Source organism: Streptomyces hebeiensis (assembly GCF_052983195.1).
The window spans coordinates 1,716,072-1,733,076 of sequence record NZ_CM129812.1; the positions used below are offsets into that span (position 1 = coordinate 1,716,072).

The 17,005-nt window shown below is 73.3% G+C and carries 13 protein-coding genes; 4 read left to right on the forward strand and 9 right to left on the reverse strand.

Features of this window, described 5'->3' with window-relative positions:
* Positions 1-19: 19 nt before the first annotated feature.
* The 3 genes from ACU6P3_RS07405 to ACU6P3_RS07415 all read right to left on the reverse strand — a co-directional run bounded on the left by ACU6P3_RS07405 (position 20) and on the right by ACU6P3_RS07415 (position 5,769).
* Complete coding sequence (locus ACU6P3_RS07405) at positions 20-1,267, reverse strand: SWIM zinc finger family protein (RefSeq protein ID WP_447196424.1); 1,248 nt, start codon at positions 1,265-1,267, stop codon at positions 20-22.
* On the reverse strand, positions 1,264-4,386 hold the full coding sequence (locus ACU6P3_RS07410; RefSeq protein ID WP_447196425.1) for an SCO1167/SCO6262 family helicase: 3,123 nt from the start codon (positions 4,384-4,386) through the stop codon (positions 1,264-1,266). Before ACU6P3_RS07410 ends, ACU6P3_RS07405 begins: the two co-directional genes overlap by 4 nt.
* Positions 4,387-4,701: 315 nt before the next feature.
* The gene (locus tag ACU6P3_RS07415) at positions 4,702-5,769 is read right to left on the reverse strand and encodes a slipin family protein (protein WP_447196426.1); all 1,068 of its coding nucleotides are present in this window, start codon (positions 5,767-5,769) and stop codon (positions 4,702-4,704) included.
* A gap of 383 nt (positions 5,770-6,152) precedes the next feature.
* On the opposite strand from ACU6P3_RS07415, the gene ACU6P3_RS07420 reads away from it, so the two are divergent.
* Positions 6,153-6,548 carry a hypothetical protein gene (locus ACU6P3_RS07420; RefSeq protein WP_447196427.1) on the forward strand — a complete coding sequence of 132 codons (396 nt, stop codon included), beginning with the start codon at positions 6,153-6,155 and terminating at the stop codon, positions 6,546-6,548.
* A 77-nt stretch (positions 6,549-6,625) separates the two neighbouring features.
* On the opposite strand, the gene ACU6P3_RS07425 is transcribed toward ACU6P3_RS07420, so the two are convergent.
* Together ACU6P3_RS07425 and ACU6P3_RS07430 are read right to left on the reverse strand one after the other, a co-directional pair.
* Positions 6,626-7,321 (reverse strand): class I SAM-dependent methyltransferase, encoded by a 696-nt coding sequence (locus ACU6P3_RS07425; RefSeq protein WP_447196428.1) that lies wholly within the window; start codon positions 7,319-7,321, stop codon positions 6,626-6,628.
* Between the two features lie 139 nt (positions 7,322-7,460).
* Positions 7,461-8,408, reverse strand: coding sequence for a polyphosphate kinase 2 family protein (locus ACU6P3_RS07430; RefSeq protein ID WP_447197797.1), 948 nt, complete (start codon positions 8,406-8,408; stop codon positions 7,461-7,463).
* A 230-nt stretch (positions 8,409-8,638) separates the two neighbouring features.
* Here ACU6P3_RS07430 and ACU6P3_RS07435 point away from each other — a divergent pair, with 230 nt between their 5' ends.
* Complete coding sequence (locus ACU6P3_RS07435) at positions 8,639-9,031, forward strand: DUF6343 family protein (protein WP_447196429.1); 393 nt, start codon at positions 8,639-8,641, stop codon at positions 9,029-9,031.
* Positions 9,032-9,069: 38 nt separating this feature from the next.
* Here the strand turns inward: ACU6P3_RS07435 and ACU6P3_RS07440 are convergent, their stop codons facing one another.
* The 4 genes from ACU6P3_RS07440 to rpsA all read right to left on the reverse strand — a co-directional run bounded on the left by ACU6P3_RS07440 (position 9,070) and on the right by rpsA (position 12,872).
* Positions 9,070-9,447, reverse strand: coding sequence for a tetratricopeptide repeat protein (locus tag ACU6P3_RS07440; RefSeq protein WP_030753018.1), 378 nt, complete (start codon positions 9,445-9,447; stop codon positions 9,070-9,072).
* Positions 9,448-9,548: 101 nt separating this feature from the next.
* Positions 9,549-10,169 (reverse strand): dephospho-CoA kinase, encoded by a 621-nt coding sequence (gene coaE, locus ACU6P3_RS07445; RefSeq protein ID WP_447196430.1) that lies wholly within the window; start codon positions 10,167-10,169, stop codon positions 9,549-9,551.
* 31 nt (positions 10,170-10,200) lie between these two features.
* Positions 10,201-11,145 carry a PAC2 family protein gene (locus ACU6P3_RS07450; RefSeq protein ID WP_447196431.1) on the reverse strand — a complete coding sequence of 315 codons (945 nt, stop codon included), beginning with the start codon at positions 11,143-11,145 and terminating at the stop codon, positions 10,201-10,203.
* 221 nt (positions 11,146-11,366) lie between these two features.
* Positions 11,367-12,872, reverse strand: coding sequence for a 30S ribosomal protein S1 (rpsA, locus tag ACU6P3_RS07455; RefSeq protein ID WP_030745545.1), 1,506 nt, complete (start codon positions 12,870-12,872; stop codon positions 11,367-11,369).
* 371 nt (positions 12,873-13,243) lie between these two features.
* Here rpsA and ACU6P3_RS07460 point away from each other — a divergent pair, with 371 nt between their 5' ends.
* Positions 13,244-14,206, forward strand: a complete 963-nt coding sequence (locus ACU6P3_RS07460) for a class I SAM-dependent methyltransferase (RefSeq protein ID WP_447196432.1) — start codon at positions 13,244-13,246, stop codon at positions 14,204-14,206.
* Positions 14,207-14,210: 4 nt separating this feature from the next.
* The gene (locus tag ACU6P3_RS07465) at positions 14,211-17,003 is read left to right on the forward strand and encodes an ATP-dependent RNA helicase (RefSeq protein ID WP_447196433.1); all 2,793 of its coding nucleotides are present in this window, start codon (positions 14,211-14,213) and stop codon (positions 17,001-17,003) included.
* The last annotated feature ends 2 nt before the right edge of the window (positions 17,004-17,005 follow it).

Sequence of the window (17,005 nt, forward strand, 5' to 3'; positions counted from 1 at the left end):
GAAGGACAGAGCCTATCGGTCACCTCCCCAGCAGGGCAGTGAGCGCGCCCACGGGGTCGGTGTCCGGGGTCCCGCGCGGCCACCAGTCCTCGCGGTCGCGGTCGGACTCGTACCCGTACCAGACGCCGTCGCGGCCGAAGCGCAATTGGAGGGTCGAGGTGGAGAGCCGGTTGCGCCAGGGACGGAAGCCCGGGAAGTCGGCTGCCGCCAGGGCGGGCCGGGCCCGGTCGAAGGGGCCGGCGGGCGGGTCCCAGGGCTCTTCCAGGACCGCGAGTCCGGCGAGGCCGCCCTGGCGCCAGGCCGCGACGGCGCGCGCCAGATCGGTGGGCGTGCGGTCGAGGGCGCCGGCCAGGTCGCGGTAGAGGGCGCGGGTGGAGGCGGTGAGTCCGGATCCGGGATGGGCGGCGGCCAGCCGGACCGCGTCCTGCCAGGGGGTGAGCGCGCCGACCGGGTCGAGGCCGGTGGTGAGGAACGTATGCGCCCGGGACGCGGCTTCCGTGGCCAGGAGGTCCAGCGCCATCGGGTCGGGCGCGCCGGGCGCCTGCGGGTAGACGGGCGGGCGGCCGGGCCACGCCGGCGCGGGGAACGGCGGCGGCAACGCGGGGAGCGCCCTCGGCGCCAGGGCGGTACGCGCCTCGACGGACGGCATCGGCGGTGGCTCCGGGGGCCGTTCGGCGGCGGAGCGCGCGGCGTTGCGCCTGGTCAGATCGGCGAGGACCGCGCTCTCGCCCCGGCCCCGGATCAGGAACAGGACGAAGGGGTCCTCGTCCAGGAGCCTGGCCGTCTGGTAGCAGAGGGCGGCGGCGTGCTTGCAGGGGTAGCCGTCGTCGGGGCAGGAGCAGTCGGGGGTCAGATCGCCCGCGGCAGGCAGCAGGTCGGCGGCGGCGGCCAGACTGTGCGGCATCTCCTTGTCGAGCAGGGCGGCGATGTGGTCGGGGCGGGCGGCCGCCGCGTCGAGGAGGTCCTCCCAGTCGTCCTCGACCAGCGTGCGCAGCCGGATCTCCGTGCGGTACGGGCGCGGTCTGGAACCGTGGACGTACGCCACGACCCGGCCGGGCGTGACGGTGATCGCGTCGACCCGGCCGCGTCCGGCGTAGGCGCGGCCCCGCAGGAGGCGCGCGGGGTCCAGCGCGGTGTCCTCCATGGACTCCACCCAGGCGTTGCCCCACCAGGTGGCGGCGAAGTCGTCGTCCGGCTCCGGCCGGGGCGGCAGGGCGGGGAACGTACGACGGAGGTCGTCGTGCCGTGGTGTGCGCGCCGGGCTCATGACAGCCTCCGCAGGGAGACCAGGTCCGCCAGTTCCCGGTCGGTCAGCTCGGTCAGGGCGGCCTCGCCCGAGCCGAGGACGGCGTCGGCCAGCGCCCGCTTGGACCGGAGCATCTCGGCGATCCTGTCCTCGACCGTGCCCTCCGCGATCAGCCGGTGGACCTGCACCGGCTGGGTCTGCCCGATGCGGTAGGCGCGGTCGGTGGCCTGCTCCTCCACCGCCGGGTTCCACCAGCGGTCGAAGTGGACGACATGACCGGCCCTCGTCAGATTGAGGCCGGTGCCCGCCGCTTTCAGCGAGAGGACGAAGACCGGGACCTCGCCGGACTGGAACCTGTCCACCATGCGCTCGCGGTCCGCGACGGGCGTGCCCCCGTGCAGAAGCTGCGACGGGATCGCGCGGGCCGCGAGATGGGCGGAGAGCAGGCGGGCCATCGACACGTACTGGGTGAAGATCAGGACGGACCCCTCCTCGGCGAGGATCGTGTCGAGCAACTCCTCGAGCAGGGACAGTTTTCCGGAGCGGCCGGCCAGCCGGGTCCTGTCCTCCTTCAGATACTGCGCGGGGTGGTTGCAGATCTGTTTGAGGGAGGTGAGCAGCTTCATGACGAGGCCGCGGCGGGCGATGCCCTCCGCCGCCTCGATGGCGGCCATCGTCTCGCGGACGACGGCCTCGTAGAGCGACGCCTGCTCCCGGGTGAGCGCGACCGGGTGGTCGCTCTCGGTCTTGGGCGGCAGCTCGGGCACGATGCCCGGATCGGACTTACGCCTGCGCAGCAGGAACGGCCGGACCAGCCGGGACAGCCGCTCCACCGCGTGCTCGTTGTCCGCGTCCCTGACGCCGGCGTGCTTCGCGTTCTCCACGTTCTCGACGATGCGGGCGTGACGGGAGCGGAAGGCCTTGAGCGGGCCGAGCAGGCCGGGGGTCGTCCAGTCGAGCAGCGCCCACAGCTCGGACAGGTTGTTCTCGACGGGGGTCCCGGTGAGGGCGACCCTGGCGGGTGCCGGGATGGTGCGGAGCGCCTTGGCGGTGGACGAGAACGGGTTCTTCACGTGCTGTGCCTCGTCGGCGACGACCATGCCCCAGGTCTGCGCGGCCAGGGTGTCGGCGCTGGAGCGCATCGTCCCGTACGTGGTGAGGACGAAACCGTCCGTCACTCCCTCCAGGGTGCGTCCGGTGCCGTGGAAGCGGTGCGCGGGAACGCCCGGCGCGAAGCGGGCGATCTCCCGCTGCCAGTTACCGAGGAGGGAGGCGGGGCAGACGACGAGGGTCGGTGTCGGGCGCGCGCGGTGCAGGTGGAGCGCGATGACCGTGACGGTCTTGCCGAGGCCCATGTCGTCCGCGAGACAGCCGCCGAGACCGAGCGAGGTCATCAGGTCCAGCCACGCGAGCCCCTTCAGCTGGTAGTCCCGCAGGGTGGCGGCCAGCGCCGGTGGCTGCGGGACCGCGGCCGGGCCGGCGACCAGCCGGTCGCGCAGCGCCGCCAGCGCGCCGGCCGGGACGGCCTGAACCGTCTCGCCGTCGACCTCCGTGCTGCCGGTCAGGGCGACCGCCAGCGCGTCGACCGGCTCCAGCAGCCCCAGCTCGCGTCGGCGTGCCTTGCGGACGAGCGCGGGGTCGACCACCACCCACTGGTCGCGCAGGCGCACGATCGGCCGGTGCGACTCGGCGAGCGCGTCCATCTCCCGTTCGGTGAGCGGATCCCCGTCGAGGGCCAGTTGCCAGTCGAACCTGAGCAGTTCGTCGGTGTCGAAGAAGAAGGTGCCGTCCGTCGCCGTGCCGGGCGCGGGGCGGACGACCGCGGTGGCGCTGAGCGTACGGGCCAGCTCCCTGGGCCAGTGCACGGCGACCCCCGCGTCGGCGAGGCGGGCCGCTCCCGGGCCCAGCAGGTCGTAGAGCTCGTCCTCGGCGAGCGGCAGGGCGTCGGGGACGTCCCTCTCCAGCAGCCGGGTGAGGGGCGCCCAGACGCGGGCCGCGCGGCGGAGGGCGAGCATCGCGTCGATCCTGGCCCTGGGACCGAAGCTGTCGTCGCCGTGTCCGGCCCAGAGCCCGGCCGCGTCGACGACAAGGGTGGGGTCGGCCAGGCTGTGGATCTGGACGAGAGCGGTCCCGGCGCGCCGCGGAGCTCCACCGTCGTCCGGGCCGCCGCGTCCTGGCAGGCCCGACGTCACGTAGGCCCCTTCGGTCGCGTCGGCTTCCTCCGCCCCGTCCACCGCCCTGGTCCCCCGGGCCTGAGCGGGCTCACGCGCCGCCGCCACGGCGGCGGAGTCGAAGGCGTCGTAGGCGGAGAGGTCGAGACGCAGCGACACCCGTACTCCCGCGTCCATCCCGGCCGCCGCCTCCGCCGCCCAGGTCCTGGCGCCCGGAAGTCGCTGCGGGGCCCGCGCGGCGAACGGCGCTCCCGCCGCGAACGCGGCGGCCGGGGTGCGCGGGACGGAGTCGGCCACGGCGTCGAGGAACGCGCGCACCAGTGCTTCGGGGTCGGGCAGGCGAAGCCGCCGGTCCTCGGCGGAGAGGGAATCGGGGGACGGCTCCGGGGGAGGCGGCCCGGTGAGCGGCACCGCGTGTGCCTCCGGTGGCATCGCCGCGGCGATGGCCCTGAGCTGCGCGATGTCGTCGGCGTCGAGCGGTCCCGCCCGCCAGGCGTCATGGTCGGACGCGGTGAGCCCCGGGAGCAGTCTGCCGCGCGCGAGCAGATGCAGCGCGTGCGACGCGGCGGCGCCCCAGCAGGCCGCGGCCGGATGCGCGGCGCCGTCCCGGCGGGCGCGCACCAGCAGGGGCAGGGCGTCGGCCACGGGCAGCACCACCGCCGGAACGGCGCACGCGTGGGCCACGCCCTCCTGGAGCCGTACGACCGTCACCTCGTCCCGCTCCGGTCCCGTGGCGACCGGCCGCGCGGCACCGGGGCCGTCGACCGCGCCGTGCGAACCCGTCCGGCCTCCCGTCGCTGCCCGGCGCTCCCGCGGCTCCGCCGGCGGCGGCAGCTCGCCCTCGGGCGACCAGAACGCCACCCGGCCCTCGCGCGGCAGCCCGGCGGGCAGGAACACGGCGGCGCAGCGCACGAGAGCGTCCGGCGCGAACACCCGCGCGGGCCCGGACGCCGACACAGGCGTCGCCACGAGGGTGGAGGGGGCGGTGACGGAGGACCCGGAGGGGGGCACCTGAAGAGGCCCCGACGCGGGCGGAAGAGCCGGCGCGGCGTGCTCGGCCGGGCGGGCACGCCCGGCCCGACGTGCGGGGGTATGCACGAATCGCGGCATGCCCACAGACTCCCTCCCACATCGGGATCCGATTACCTCTGCGAGTCTAGGCGGGGGGTCTGACACTCGGTCCGCGCGCGGCATTCACGCAGCTCGGGGCGGGTTCGAGGACCGAAAAGCCTCCGCCCCGGCCGCGGTGGCCGGGGCGGAGGCCAGATGCCTCCCGTGGCGCCGTCACGGGGTCGTGAGCGGCGTCTGCCCCGCCGGCGTCTCCTCCTCCGAAGCGTGCGAAGGACCTGGAGCCGTCGGGGTACCCGGAGCGGTCGAGGTGCCCGGAGTCGTCGGGACGCCCAGCACGTCGGGCAGCCCGGCCGCGTCGCCCAACGGCCCGGCGGTCTGCGGCGGGCCGGCTCCGTCCGGCGGCTCCGAGGGGCCTCCGTCGGTGCCCGCTCCCACCGCTTCCGAACGGTCCGCCGGCTTCTCGACCGCCGCGCCGGACTCCACGGCCGCCGACACGTTCCGTGCCGCCTCGGCGGCCTCGGCCGGAGTGGCACGTTCGAGGAACCGGAGCAGTTCGACGGGGAAGGGCAGGACGAGCGTGGAGTTCTTCTCCGCCGCCACGGCGACCACGGTCTGGAGCAGCCGCAGCTGGAGCGCGGCCGGCTGGTCGGCCATCTGTGCCGCCGCCTCCGCGAGCTTCTTCGACGCTTGGAGCTCGGCGTCCGCGTTGATCACCCGCGCGCGGCGCTCCCGGTCGGCCTCCGCCTGTCGCGCCATCGACCGCTTCATCGTCTCCGGCAGCGACACGTCCTTGATCTCGACCCGGTCGATCTGCACACCCCAGCCGATCGACGGACTGTCGATCATCAGCTCCAGGCCCTGGTTCAGCTTCTCCCGGTTCGACAGCAGATCGTCGAGATCACTCTTTCCGATGATCGAACGCAGCGACGTCTGTGCCATCTGGGAGACCGCGAACCGGTAGTCCTCCACCCGGATCACCGCGTCCGCGGCGTCCACGACCTTGAAATAGATCACGGCGTCCACGCGCACGGTGACGTTGTCCCGGGTGATGCCGTCCTGGGCGGGCACCGGCATCGTCACGATCTGCATATTGACCTTGTGCAACCGGTCCACGAACGGAACGATCATCGTGAACCCGGGGCCTCGGATGTCCCTGCGCAGGCGCCCGAGACGCAGGACCACGCCTCGCTCGTACTGCTTGACGACCCGGGCCGCCGCCATGGCGTAGACCCCGCACGCGCACACGGCCGCGATGACGGCCACGATCAGTTCCTCGACCATGATGGGCCCCCTGACGCCGGACCGAGGTGGTGCTATTCACTACGGTATGCCCTGTTTGACCCGCTGGTCGAGAAACGGAACGCGGTCGTACGGCGCCGCCGGCACGGCGGGCGACGGGGGGGCGACGGCGGGCGACGGGGGGCGACGGGGGCGACGGCGAGGTCGGTACCGGGGCCGGCCCCCGGGTCCGCGGGGCGCCGCCCGCGGGGGTTCATCGGCGCTCGTTACCCCCGGCCGGCCGCGCATCTGGTGCCGCCGTGCGGCCGATCCGGCAGTGTGACATCACCGGCCGCCCCGGACCGCGCCGCCGACGCCCTCCGCGCCGCCCGGCCGGCCCCCGTACCACCGGCCCGCGTACACCGCGTACAGACGGAGGACCGCCCATGCCCGTGACCGATCACCCGTCGGGGGCCGGTCGTTCGCCCCGGGCCGAGCACCGGTCCCGGGCCGGCCATCAGCGGCTCCGCCTCGTCGTCGCGACGGCCTGCCTCGTCCTCACCATCGCCGGCTGCTCGGGGCTCGGCCGGACCGCGGTGGGCACCGTCACCTACGAGACGGAGCAGCGCAACCGGGTCACGGTGTCCAATCCGCTGGTCACGGGCTGCCACAGCATCGGGTCCACCGGAGCCCACACGGTCGCGAACCGCACCCTGCTCGACATGATCATGTACCTGACGCCAGACTGCACCGGCGAGCAGAACGCGTACATCGCCACCATGCAGTCCGACACGATCGCGCCCGGATCGGGGCCGTGGCGCAGCTACACCATCGTGCACTGAGGAAAAGCTCCCTCCACCCCCGCGGTCCGGTCACGGCGGGAGCGGACCGGACGGCCGGCGGCCCCGTCCCCGCGCGGCTACCTGGGCAGCGCCCGTACCCATGTCCCGTCGTCGGTGAGATACGTGTCGACCACCAGGCCCGCCTCGCCGAGACAGCCCTCGAACTCCTCCTCGCTCAGCGGCCGGGACAGGAACGTCTGGGTCCAGCGCGCGTCCGGGAAGACGTACTCGCACAGCAGGGAGTCCACCCCGTCACCCACAGGCTCGGCGGAGACGATCCGGATCGTGCAGCCGGCCCCCTCGTCCACCCGCTCCCTGGGCACATCGCTGTGCCAGTCCAGGCCCTCGCGCTGGATCAGCACGCACCCGTCGTCGGAGACATGCTCACGGCAGGCGCGCAACAGACCGTCACGCACCGATGTGTCGCCGACGTGCACCAGGAAGGAGGCGAGCATGACGACGTCGAACGTCTCCCCCAGGGACAGTGATTCGATAGGGCTCCGGACCGTACGGACGGCGCCCCTCACGCGCTCCAGCATCTCCGCCGACTCGTCCACGGCCGTCACCCGGAAGCCCCGTTCGATCAACGGGTGAGTCACCCGGCCCGCCCCGCTGCCCAGTTCGAGCAGGGACGCCCCGGCGGGCACGGCCGCCTCGACGACATCCGGCTCGCGGCCGACGGACAGCCGGGAGTAGAGGTCGACGGCACAGCCGTCCGGGGTGATGGCACCGGGTCCGGTGCCCTGGTGTCCCTCGCGCATGAGTCGGCTCATGCCTCCGCAACGCGCGGCTCCGGGCCCCGGTTCCCACGGACCGGCGCGACAGGAGCAGGCAAGCCCCCGGACCGGGCGGGGAGGCGGGCCGGCGCGGACGGCCCGGTCCCGCGCGGGCCCCGGGCAGGCCGTGCTGCCGCTACGTCTTCGGCCGCCGAGCGGCGGTGTGCGGGGCGGGCGGAGCGGGTTCGGTTGCCTCCGCCTCCAGTTCACGCCTGGCGGTGAGGAGGTCGCGGGCGGCTTGCTCGTCCACCGTCGGGTACTGGGGGTCGATGTCCGACAGGGCGTCGACCAGCACCGCCGCCGCGCAGATCCGCGCGAACCACTTCCGGTCCGCCGGCACGACGTACCAGGGCGCCCAGTCGGTACTCGTGGCCGACAGCATCTCGGAGAAGGCCTGCTGGTAGTCGTCCCACCGCCGTCGCTCCCGGATGTCGGCCGCGGAGAACTTCCAGTTCCTCTCCGGCCGGTCGATCCGCTTGAGGAACCGGGCGCGCTGCTCCTCCTTGGAGATGTTCAGCAAGATCTTCACGACCTTGAACCCGTTGTGGGTGAGGTATCGCTCCCAATGGTTGATCTCGCGGTAGCGGCGGGCCCAGAGTTTCGTCCCGCGCGGCCGGCCCGGCAGCTTCTGTCGGGCGAGGACCTCCGGGTGGACCCGGACGACCAGGACCTCCTCGTAGTGCGACCGGTTGAAGATGGCGATCTCGCCGCGCGCGGGAAGCCCGCGGGCGTAGCGCCACAGGTAGTCGTGGTCCAGTTCCTCGACGGAGGGCACCTTGAAGCTGCTGACCCGCACACCCTGCGGATTCACCCCGCTCATGACATGCCGGATCGTGCCGTCCTTGCCACCCGCGTCCAGCGCCTGAACGCAGAACAGCACCCCGTGGGTGCCCTGGGCGGCGAGCCGGGACTGGTAGTCGGCCAGCAGCGACACACCCGTGCGCAGCAGTTCGACACCCGCGCTCTTCTTCAGACCGGCGACGTAGCGCGGATCGAAGTCCTTGTCGATCACTACCTTCGAACCGGGCTCCACCCGCAGCGGGCGGATGAGCTCCGCGATGCGTTCCGCCTGCCTGTCCGCCATCGCCGACCAGCCCTTTCCACCGCTCACGGCGAGCGTCATGCCGTCATGTCCGGGTGTAGCAGCCACGTTCCGGCGCGCAGAGCGGACAGTCAACCGCATCGGCCCCATTCGCCTGACCCTCGGGCTCGGGCCGGGACCCGTCCCGAGCCCGACGCCGGAGAGCGGGGACCGCGCGGCCGGGTCAGCGACCGCGCTCGCGGGTACACCCACCAGTGGGAGGTGTGAGAGCCATGCGCACCGGAAGTGAGCCGGTCACCGCGCGCAGTCCGCTGCGTATGCGGTTCTGGCTGAGCGTATGGGGCCTGATCTGGACCGGGCTCGGTACGGCCGCCTTCTCCTTCGTCGGCCGGACGGGCTGGGCTGTCGCCTGCGGGGTGCTCTTCCTGATCGTGGCCACGGACATGGTCATGGTGGTGCGCCACATCCGCCAGGGGCCGCACTACCAGCCGGGACGCGACATTCCGCCGTACGAGCCCGACGAGGGCGACGGCCCCCGCCCCGGCGGGCACATTGGACCGGGCCCGGACGGCGGGCACGACCTGGGCCGGGCGTCGGATCCGGACCACGGCGAGCGCGCGGATCGTGGCGGACGCGCGGGGCGACGGCCGGGCCGGCGCGCGTAGACCCGTCGGATGTCCCTACCGAACCCGCGCGCCCGCCGTCATCCTTCGCCGTTCGCGTCCGAGTCGAAGCGCGCCGCCTTCAGATACTCGGGTTTGGGATCGAGGGCGGCCGCCAGGCGGAAATGCCGCTGGGCCTGCTCCGGGCGGCCGGAACGCTCGAAAGTACGGGCGAGGGCGAAATGCGCGAACGCGTTGTCCGGCTCGCGCTCCAGCACCAGCTCGAACTCCAGCTCGGCGGGTCTCAGTTGCGCCGACGCGAAGAACGCGCGAGCGCGCAGCAGGCGGGCAGCCGTGTTCTCCGGGTGGGCCGCGATCACCGAGTCGAGCAGTTTCACGGCCCCGCGCGGATCCCGCGCGGCCAGCAACTGCTCCGCCGCGCGATAGTCGATGACGTGGGTCTCCGGGCTCTCGGGCACGGTCGCATCCTTCCCTCGGTCCGCGCGTTCAACGCACCGTACGGCAGTGCTGTTCCACACGTACGACAGCCGACGGCCCGGCGGGGCCGGTGGACCGGTGGTCAGCCGCGCTCGGCGTGGCGGTCGGCCGCCACGCGTGCCGATGCCTCCCGCCAGACGGCCCTGACCTGCGGTTCCAGCCGCTCCAGCGGGCCGTCGTTGTCGATGACGACATCCGCGACGGCGCGCCGCTCCTCGCGGGTGGCCTGGGCCGCCAGCCGCTTGCGCGCCTCGGACTCGTCCATGCCGCGCAGCGTCACAAGCCGGTCCAGCTGGGTCGCGGGCGTCGCGTCCACGACCACCACCAGGTCGTACAGCCCCGCCATGCCGTTCTCCACCAGCAGGGGCACATCGTGCACCACGACGGCGTCGGGTCCCGCCGCCGCCTCCAGTTCGGCCGAGCGCGCCCGGACCAGGGGGTGCACGATCGCGTTCAGCGCGTGCAGCCGGTCCTGGTCCCCGAAGACGATGCCGCCCAGCCTGGGCCGGTCGAGGCGGCCGTCCGGGGTGAGGACATCGGTGCCGAACTCGGCCACCACGGCTTCCAGTCCCGGCGTACCGGGCTCCACCACCTCGCGCGCGATACGGTCGGAATCGATCAACACCGCACCATAACCGGCCAGCAGTCGCGAGACCTCGCTCTTGCCCGCTCCGATTCCGCCGGTCAGTCCCAACCTCAGCATGCGCTCAGCCTAAGGTCCGCCGCCATGCGCCTCAGGCGCCGCCCTCGCCTTCCCGCTCCGCCAGGAACCGCTCGAATTCACGGCCGATCTCATCGGCCGACGGCAGCTCCGTCGGCTCCGCGACCAGGTTGCCCCGCGTCTCCGCACCCGCGACGGCGTCGTACTGATGCTCGAGCCCCTGCACCATCGACACCAGCTCCTCGTCGCCCTCGCCCAGTTGCCGCTCGATCTCGGTCTGGGTGCGCTGCGCCTGGGTGCGCAGGGCGTGCGCGACGGTCGGCAGCACCAGGCCCGTCGCGGCGGTGATCGCCTCCAGGGCCGTCAGCGCCGCGTCGGGGTAGGCGGACCGGGCGACGTAGTGCGGAACGTGCGCCGCGACGCCGAGGACGTCGTGGTCCGACTCCATCAGCCGGTACTCCACGAGCGACTCGGCGCTGCCCGGAACCTGCGCCTCGTCGAAGGGGCTGCGGTGGCCCGGCATCAGGTCGGTGCGGTTGCCGTGCGGGGTGACGCCGACCGGGCGGGTGTGCGGGACCCCCATCGGAATGCCGTGGAAATTGACCGAAAGACGCACTCCCAGACGCTCCACGATCTGCCGGACGGCGAGCGCGAAGCGCTCCCACTCCACGTCCGGCTCGGGCCCCGACAGCAGCAGGAACGGCGCGCCCGTGGCGTCCTGTACGAGCCGTACGTCGAGCGTCGGCGTCTCGTACCCGGCCCAGCGGTCACGCCGGAACGTCAACAGTGGGCGGCGGGCGCGGTAGTCCACCAGTCTGTCGTGGTCGAAACGGGCCACCACCTGATGGGGCAGCGACTCCAGCAGGTTCTCGACGATCTGATCGCCGGTCTCGCCCGCGTCGATGTAGCCGTCGAAGTGGTACAGCATGACCAGGCCCGCCGACTCCTGCGCCAGAGCCATGTCGACAACGGCGAGGCCCTTGGGCTCCCATTCGTACAAACCCTGCGGATCAAGCACGGTTACCGCTCCTCCTCGATGTTCCTCTGGAGAACGCACCACGAGGCGCAAGCATTCCCCACGCACCGTGTAAAGACGCGTGTCGCGGGGAGTGGGCCTCACAGGTCCCACGGGCAATCCCATGGGTAAGGCCCGCTCCCCCGAGGGGAACGGGCCTTGCCTTGAGGGCCATCAGCTCCGTCGGATCCCAGGGGATCCGGGGAGCTCCCGGGGCCTGAGCGTCAGCTCTGGCCGCCGGCCAGCTTCTCACGCAGCGCGGCGAGCGCCTCGTCCGACGCCAGGGCGCCGGAGTTGTCCGCCGACTCCGAGGAGTACGAACCACCCGAGGCGGCCGGAGCGCTGCCACCGCCGGCGGGCGCGCCCGCACCCTCGGCAGCGGCGGCCTCGTCGGCCTCGCGGGACTTGATGACCTGGGCCTGGTGCTGCTCGAAGCGCTGCTGCGCCTCCGCGTACTGGCCCTCCCACGCCTCGCGCTGGCTCTCGTAGCCCGGCAGCCAGTCGTTGGTCTCGGGGTCGAAGCCCTCGGGGTAGATGTAGTTGCCCTGGTCGTCGTAGGACGCGGCCATGCCGTAGAGCGTCGGGTCGAACTCGACCGAGGCCGGGTCGCTGCCGAAGGACTCGTTGGCCTGCTTCAGCGAGAGGCTGATGCGGCGGCGCTCCAGGTCGATGTCGATGACCTTGACGAAGATCTCGTCGTTGACCTGGACGACCTGCTCCGGGATCTCCACGTGGCGCTCGGCCAGCTCGGAGATGTGGACCAGGCCCTCGATGCCCTCGTCGACGCGGACGAACGCACCGAACGGAACGAGCTTGGTGACCTTGCCCGGGACGACCTGACCGATCTGGTGCGTGCGGGCGAACTGCTGCCACGGGTCTTCCTGCGTCGCCTTGAGTGACAGGGAGACACGCTCGCGGTCCATGTCGACGTCCAGGACCTCGACCGTGACCTCCTGGCCGACCTCGACGACCTCGGAGGGGTGGTCGATGTGCTTCCAGGACAGCTCCGAGACGTGCACCAGACCGTCGACGCCGCCGAGGTCCACGAACGCACCGAAGTTGACGATCGAGGAGACGACACCGGACCGGACCTGACCCTTCTGGAGGGTCGTGAGGAAGGTCTGGCGGACCTCGGACTGGGTCTGCTCCAGCCAGGCACGGCGGGACAGGACCACGTTGTTGCGGTTCTTGTCCAGCTCGATGATCTTGGCCTCGAGCTCCTTGCCCACGTAGGGCTGGAGGTCGCGGACACGACGCATCTCGACCAGCGAGGCCGGCAGGAAGCCACGGAGGCCGATGTCGAGGATGAGACCACCCTTGACGACCTCGATGACCGTACCGGTGACGATCCCGTCCTCTTCCTTGATCTTCTCGATCGTGCCCCAGGCGCGCTCGTACTGGGCGCGCTTCTTAGAGAGGATGAGACGGCCTTCCTTGTCCTCCTTCTGGAGGACAAGGGCCTCGATCTCATCGCCCACGGCGACGACCTCGTTGGGGTCGACGTCGTGCTTGATCGACAGCTCGCGGGAAGGGATGACGCCTTCGGTCTTGTAACCGATGTCGAGCAGGACCTCGTCCCGGTCGACCTTCACGATGACGCCGTCGACGATGTCGCCGTCGTTGAAGTACTTGATCGTCTCGTCGATCGCGGCGAGGAAGGCTTCCTCGTTACCGATGTCGTTGACCGCAACCTGCGGGGTGGTGGCGGTGGTCTCGGTGCTGCTCGTCATGTGGGAAAGGGCTCCGGTTACGGACATTGAGTCGTAGGTACTGCTACGCCGTGAGCCCGTATCGCCTCTGCAGAAACCGGACAGCCTAGGAAGCACCGGCCCAACGTGGTGGGGAGTGGCGCCTCGACAACCGAGGGGTCTTACATACAGATGCGAGCGCGGCTGCTACGTCTGAGGCGCGCAAGCCCGCAGCGCAACCTTTAGCATACGGGGGCAGCCCGGCACGGTCAATGCGCGAAGGCGCACACCCGGGGCGGAACCTCACATAACCGGCACAACCCGCGTTCGATGAGGCCACGGCAGAGGTCTGCCGCGCCGCCACCGGCGCTCCCGATTCAACCACCTGCCAGCAGACTATGACGACGGAAACAATGATCCAAGAGCACGAATCCGCCGCGTCCGCGGCCCTCCCGACCGACGGCGCGACCGGCCCCGGAGCCGACCCCGCGGAGGCGCGGACGGCGCCCGGCTCGCGTCCCCCGACAGCACACACCCCGGCACTCGGCGCGGAGGCCGGCCCGGAAACCGACGCGGAACCCGAGGCGACCCGGCGCGCCAGCGGCAACGCGGAGAGCAGCCGGGCCAACCGGGGCTGGTGGGACAGGAACGCGGACGACTACCAGATCGAACACGGCACCTTCCTGGGTGACGACCGCTTCGTCTGGGGACCGGAGGGCCTCGACGAAGTCGAGGCCGGCCTGCTCGGCGACCCGGACTCCCTGCGCGGACGGGACGTCCTGGAGATCGGGGCGGGCGCGGCACAGTGCTCGCGCTGGCTGGCCGCGCAGGGCGCCCGGCCGGTGGCACTGGACCTCTCCCACCGCCAGCTCCAGCACGCGCTGCGGATAGCCGAGGGCCACTCCCTGGCGTTCCCGCTGGTCGAGGCGGACGCGGGCGCGCTGCCCTTCCGGGACGGGTCGTTCGACCTCGCGTGCTCCGCATATGGCGCGATTCCGTTCGTCGCCGACCCCGTGGCCGTCTTCCGCGAGGTGCGGCGGGTCCTGCGGCCGGGCGGTCGCTGGGTGTTCTCCGTGACGCATCCCGTCCGCTGGGCGTTCCCGGACGAGCCTGGCCCCGAAGGCCTCCAGGTGGCCGCCTCCTACTTCGACCGCACTCCCTATGTCGAGCAGGACGAGGCAGGACGCGCCGTGTACGTGGAACACCACAGGACGCTCGGCGACCGGGTGCGGGACGTGGTGGCGGCCGGCTTCCGGCTGGTCGACCTCGTCGAGCCGGAGTGGCCGTCCTGGAACACCCAGGAATGGGGCGGCTGGTCCCCGCTGCGGGGAAACCTGATCCCCGGCACGGCGATCTTCGTCTGCGAACGGGACTGAGCGGGTGATCCGTACCGACGCCCTCGGGGGGCTGCCCGTGCGCACCGCCCTGCCCGCGCTCGCCCGGGCCCTCGACGACCATGGCTGCGCGGTGCTGTGCGCGCCGCCGGGAACGGGCAAGACGACGCTCGTGCCGCCCGCGCTCGCGGGGCTGCTGGACGGGCCCGGGAGCGGAACGCCGGTCGGGGCGCCGGGGCCGGGGGCGGCGCCGGGCGGGCTGTCGCACGGTGGTCCCGTACGCCGCGTGGTCGTGGCCGAGCCGCGGCGCATCGCGGCGCGCGCGGCGGCGCGCCGGATGGCCTGGCTGCTCGGGGAGCGCGTCGGGGAGCGCGTGGGATTCACCGTGCGCGGGGAGCGGGTGGTGGGGCGCGACACGGTGGTGGAGGTGGTGACCACCGGTGTACTGCTCCAGCGGCTGCAGCGCGACCAGGAGCTCGCCGGGGTCGACGTGGTGATCCTGGACGAGTGCCACGAGCGGCATCTGGACGCGGACACGGTCGCCGCCTTCCTGCTGGACATACGTGCCACACTGCGGCCCGAGCTGCGGATCGTGGCGGCCTCGGCGACGACCGACGTGGCCGGGTGGTCGCGTCTGCTGGACGGCGCGCCGGTGGTGGAGGCGGCGGGCGCCACGCATCCGGTGGAGGTGATCCACGCGCCGCCCTCGCTGCCCGTACGGCCGCCGCACGGCATGCGGGTGGATCCTGCGCTGCTGACCCACGTGGCCTCGGTCGTCCGGCGGGCGCTCGTCGAACGGGACGGCGACGTGCTCTGCTTCCTGCCGGGTGTCGGGGAGATCGGCCGGGTGGCGAGCCTGTTGGACGGGCTGGGCGCCGAGGTGTTCCAGGTGCACGGGCGGGCTCCGGCCGCGACGCAGGACGCGGTTCTGGCGGGTGCCGCGCCGGCCGGGGACGGTGGCCCCGGCCGGCGCCGGGTGGTCCTGGCCACGTCCGTGGCCGAGTCGAGCCTGACGGTGCCGGGCGTCCGGATCGTGGTGGACGCGGGGCTCGCCCGGGAGCCCCGTACCGACCACGCGCGGGGGCTCGGCGCGCTCACGACCGTACGGGTCTCCCGGGCAGGCGCCCGGCAGCGGGCCGGGCGTGCCGGTCGCGAGGCCCCCGGGACGGTGTACCGCTGCTGGTCGGAGGCCGAGGACACGCGGCTGGTGCCCTTCCCCGCCCCGGAGATCAAGGTCGCGGACCTGACGGCGTTCGCGCTCCAGGCCGCGTGCTGGGGCGATCCCGCCGCGCGGGGACTCGCCCTGCTGGACCCGCCGCCGGCCGGGGCCCTGGCGGCGGCGCGCTCGGTCCTGACGGCGATCGGCGCGGTGGAACCCGCCGGAAGTTCCGAGAGCGCGACGGACGGCGGCCGGGTCACGGACAGGGGGGCGCGGATGGCCGGGCTCGGGCTGCATCCACGGCTCGCGCGGGCGCTGATCGACGGTGCGCGGCAGGTGGGCGTGCGCCGGGCGGCGGAGGTGGTGGCGCTGCTGAGCGAGGAGCCCCCGAGGTCCTACGGGGACGACGTGGCGGCGGTCTGGCGCGCGGTGCGACGGGGCGGGGACGCCTACGCGGCACGCTGGCGGCAGGAGGTACGACGGCTGTCAGCGGCGGTGTCGTCGCGGGTGGAGCGGGGCGAGCGGCCGGACGGAGCGCCCTATGGCGGTGCGACCGAAAGCGGAGCGACCGGCGGCCGAGCGGCTGTCGGCGGGAGGGCCGACGCGGCGACGGCCGCCACCGGCACGGCCGACGCCGGGGGGCACGTCGGCGGAAGGCGCGGCACCGAGGCGCACGGCGGCGAGGCGGCCGGCGCCGGGGCGGCGGGGCTGTCGGACGACGCGGTCGCCGGGCTGGTGGTGGCGCTGGCGTTCCCCGAGCGAGTGGCACGGGCCCGGGGCGAGGGCGCGTACCTGATGGTTTCCGGCACCGCCGCCGAGCCGGCCGGGGAATCGCGGCTGCGCGGCGCGCCGTGGCTGGCGGTGGCCGTCGCGGACCGGCCCGCGACGGCCGCGACGGCCCGGATCCGGCTCGCGGCCGTCATCGACGAGGACACCGCACGGTCGGCCGCCGGACGGCTGCGGGTGACGGGCGAGGAGGTGCGCTGGGAGGACGGCGACGTCGTCGCGCGGGAGGCCGAACGCCTCGGCGCGGTCGACCTGTCCGTACGCCCCCTGAACGCGCCGGAGCCGCGCCTGGTGCGCGCGGCCCTGCTGGAGGGGCTACGCCGTGAGGGGCTCGGCCTGCTGCGCTGGTCGCGGGAGGCGCGGGGGCTGCGCGAGCGGCTGGGCTTCCTGCACAGGGAGCTGGGCGCGCCCTGGCCGGACGTGTCGGACGGGGCGCTGCTGGCGCGCGCGGGCGAGTGGCTGGAGCCCGAACTGTCCGCGGCCCGCCGCCGAGCCGATCTGGCCGCGGTCGACGGGGGCCAGGCGCTGCGCCGGCTGTTGCCGTGGGCGAGCGGGGAGGCGGCCCGCCTGGACGAACTGGCGCCGGAACGCATCGAGGTGCCCAGCGGCTCACGGGTCCGGGTGGAGTACGGCGGACCGCAGCCCGTGCTGGCCGTGAAGCTCCAGGAGTTGTTCGGACTGCGCCGGACGCCGGAGGTCGCGGGCGTGCCGGTGCTGGTGCATCTGCTCTCCCCCGCGGGTCGCCCGGCGGCGGTGACGGCGGACCTGGCGTCGTTCTGGCGGGAGGGCTACCGGGCCGTACGGGCGGAGCTGCGCGGCCGGTACCCCCGCCACCCCTGGCCGGAGGATCCGACCACGGCCACGGCGACCCGCCGTACGAACAACCGCCGCTGAGG

Excerpts from the sequence above, each read along its gene's own strand:
- ACU6P3_RS07425 (WP_447196428.1), bottom strand. The coding sequence starts at position 7,321 with ATGAGCCGACTCATGCGCGAGGGACACCAGGGCACCGGACCCGGTGCC.
- rpsA (WP_030745545.1), bottom strand. The coding sequence starts at position 12,872 with ATGACGAGCAGCACCGAGACCACCGCCACCACCCCGCAGGTTGCGGTC.
- ACU6P3_RS07435 (WP_447196429.1), top strand. The coding sequence starts at position 8,639 with ATGCGCACCGGAAGTGAGCCGGTCACCGCGCGCAGTCCGCTGCGTATG.
- ACU6P3_RS07420 (WP_447196427.1), top strand. The coding sequence starts at position 6,153 with ATGCCCGTGACCGATCACCCGTCGGGGGCCGGTCGTTCGCCCCGGGCC.
- coaE (WP_447196430.1), bottom strand. The coding sequence starts at position 10,169 with ATGCTGAGGTTGGGACTGACCGGCGGAATCGGAGCGGGCAAGAGCGAG.
- ACU6P3_RS07460 (WP_447196432.1), top strand. The coding sequence starts at position 13,244 with ATGATCCAAGAGCACGAATCCGCCGCGTCCGCGGCCCTCCCGACCGAC.
- ACU6P3_RS07415 (WP_447196426.1), bottom strand. The coding sequence starts at position 5,769 with ATGGTCGAGGAACTGATCGTGGCCGTCATCGCGGCCGTGTGCGCGTGC.
- ACU6P3_RS07405 (WP_447196424.1), bottom strand. The coding sequence starts at position 1,267 with ATGAGCCCGGCGCGCACACCACGGCACGACGACCTCCGTCGTACGTTC.
- ACU6P3_RS07430 (WP_447197797.1), bottom strand. The coding sequence starts at position 8,408 with ATGGCGGACAGGCAGGCGGAACGCATCGCGGAGCTCATCCGCCCGCTG.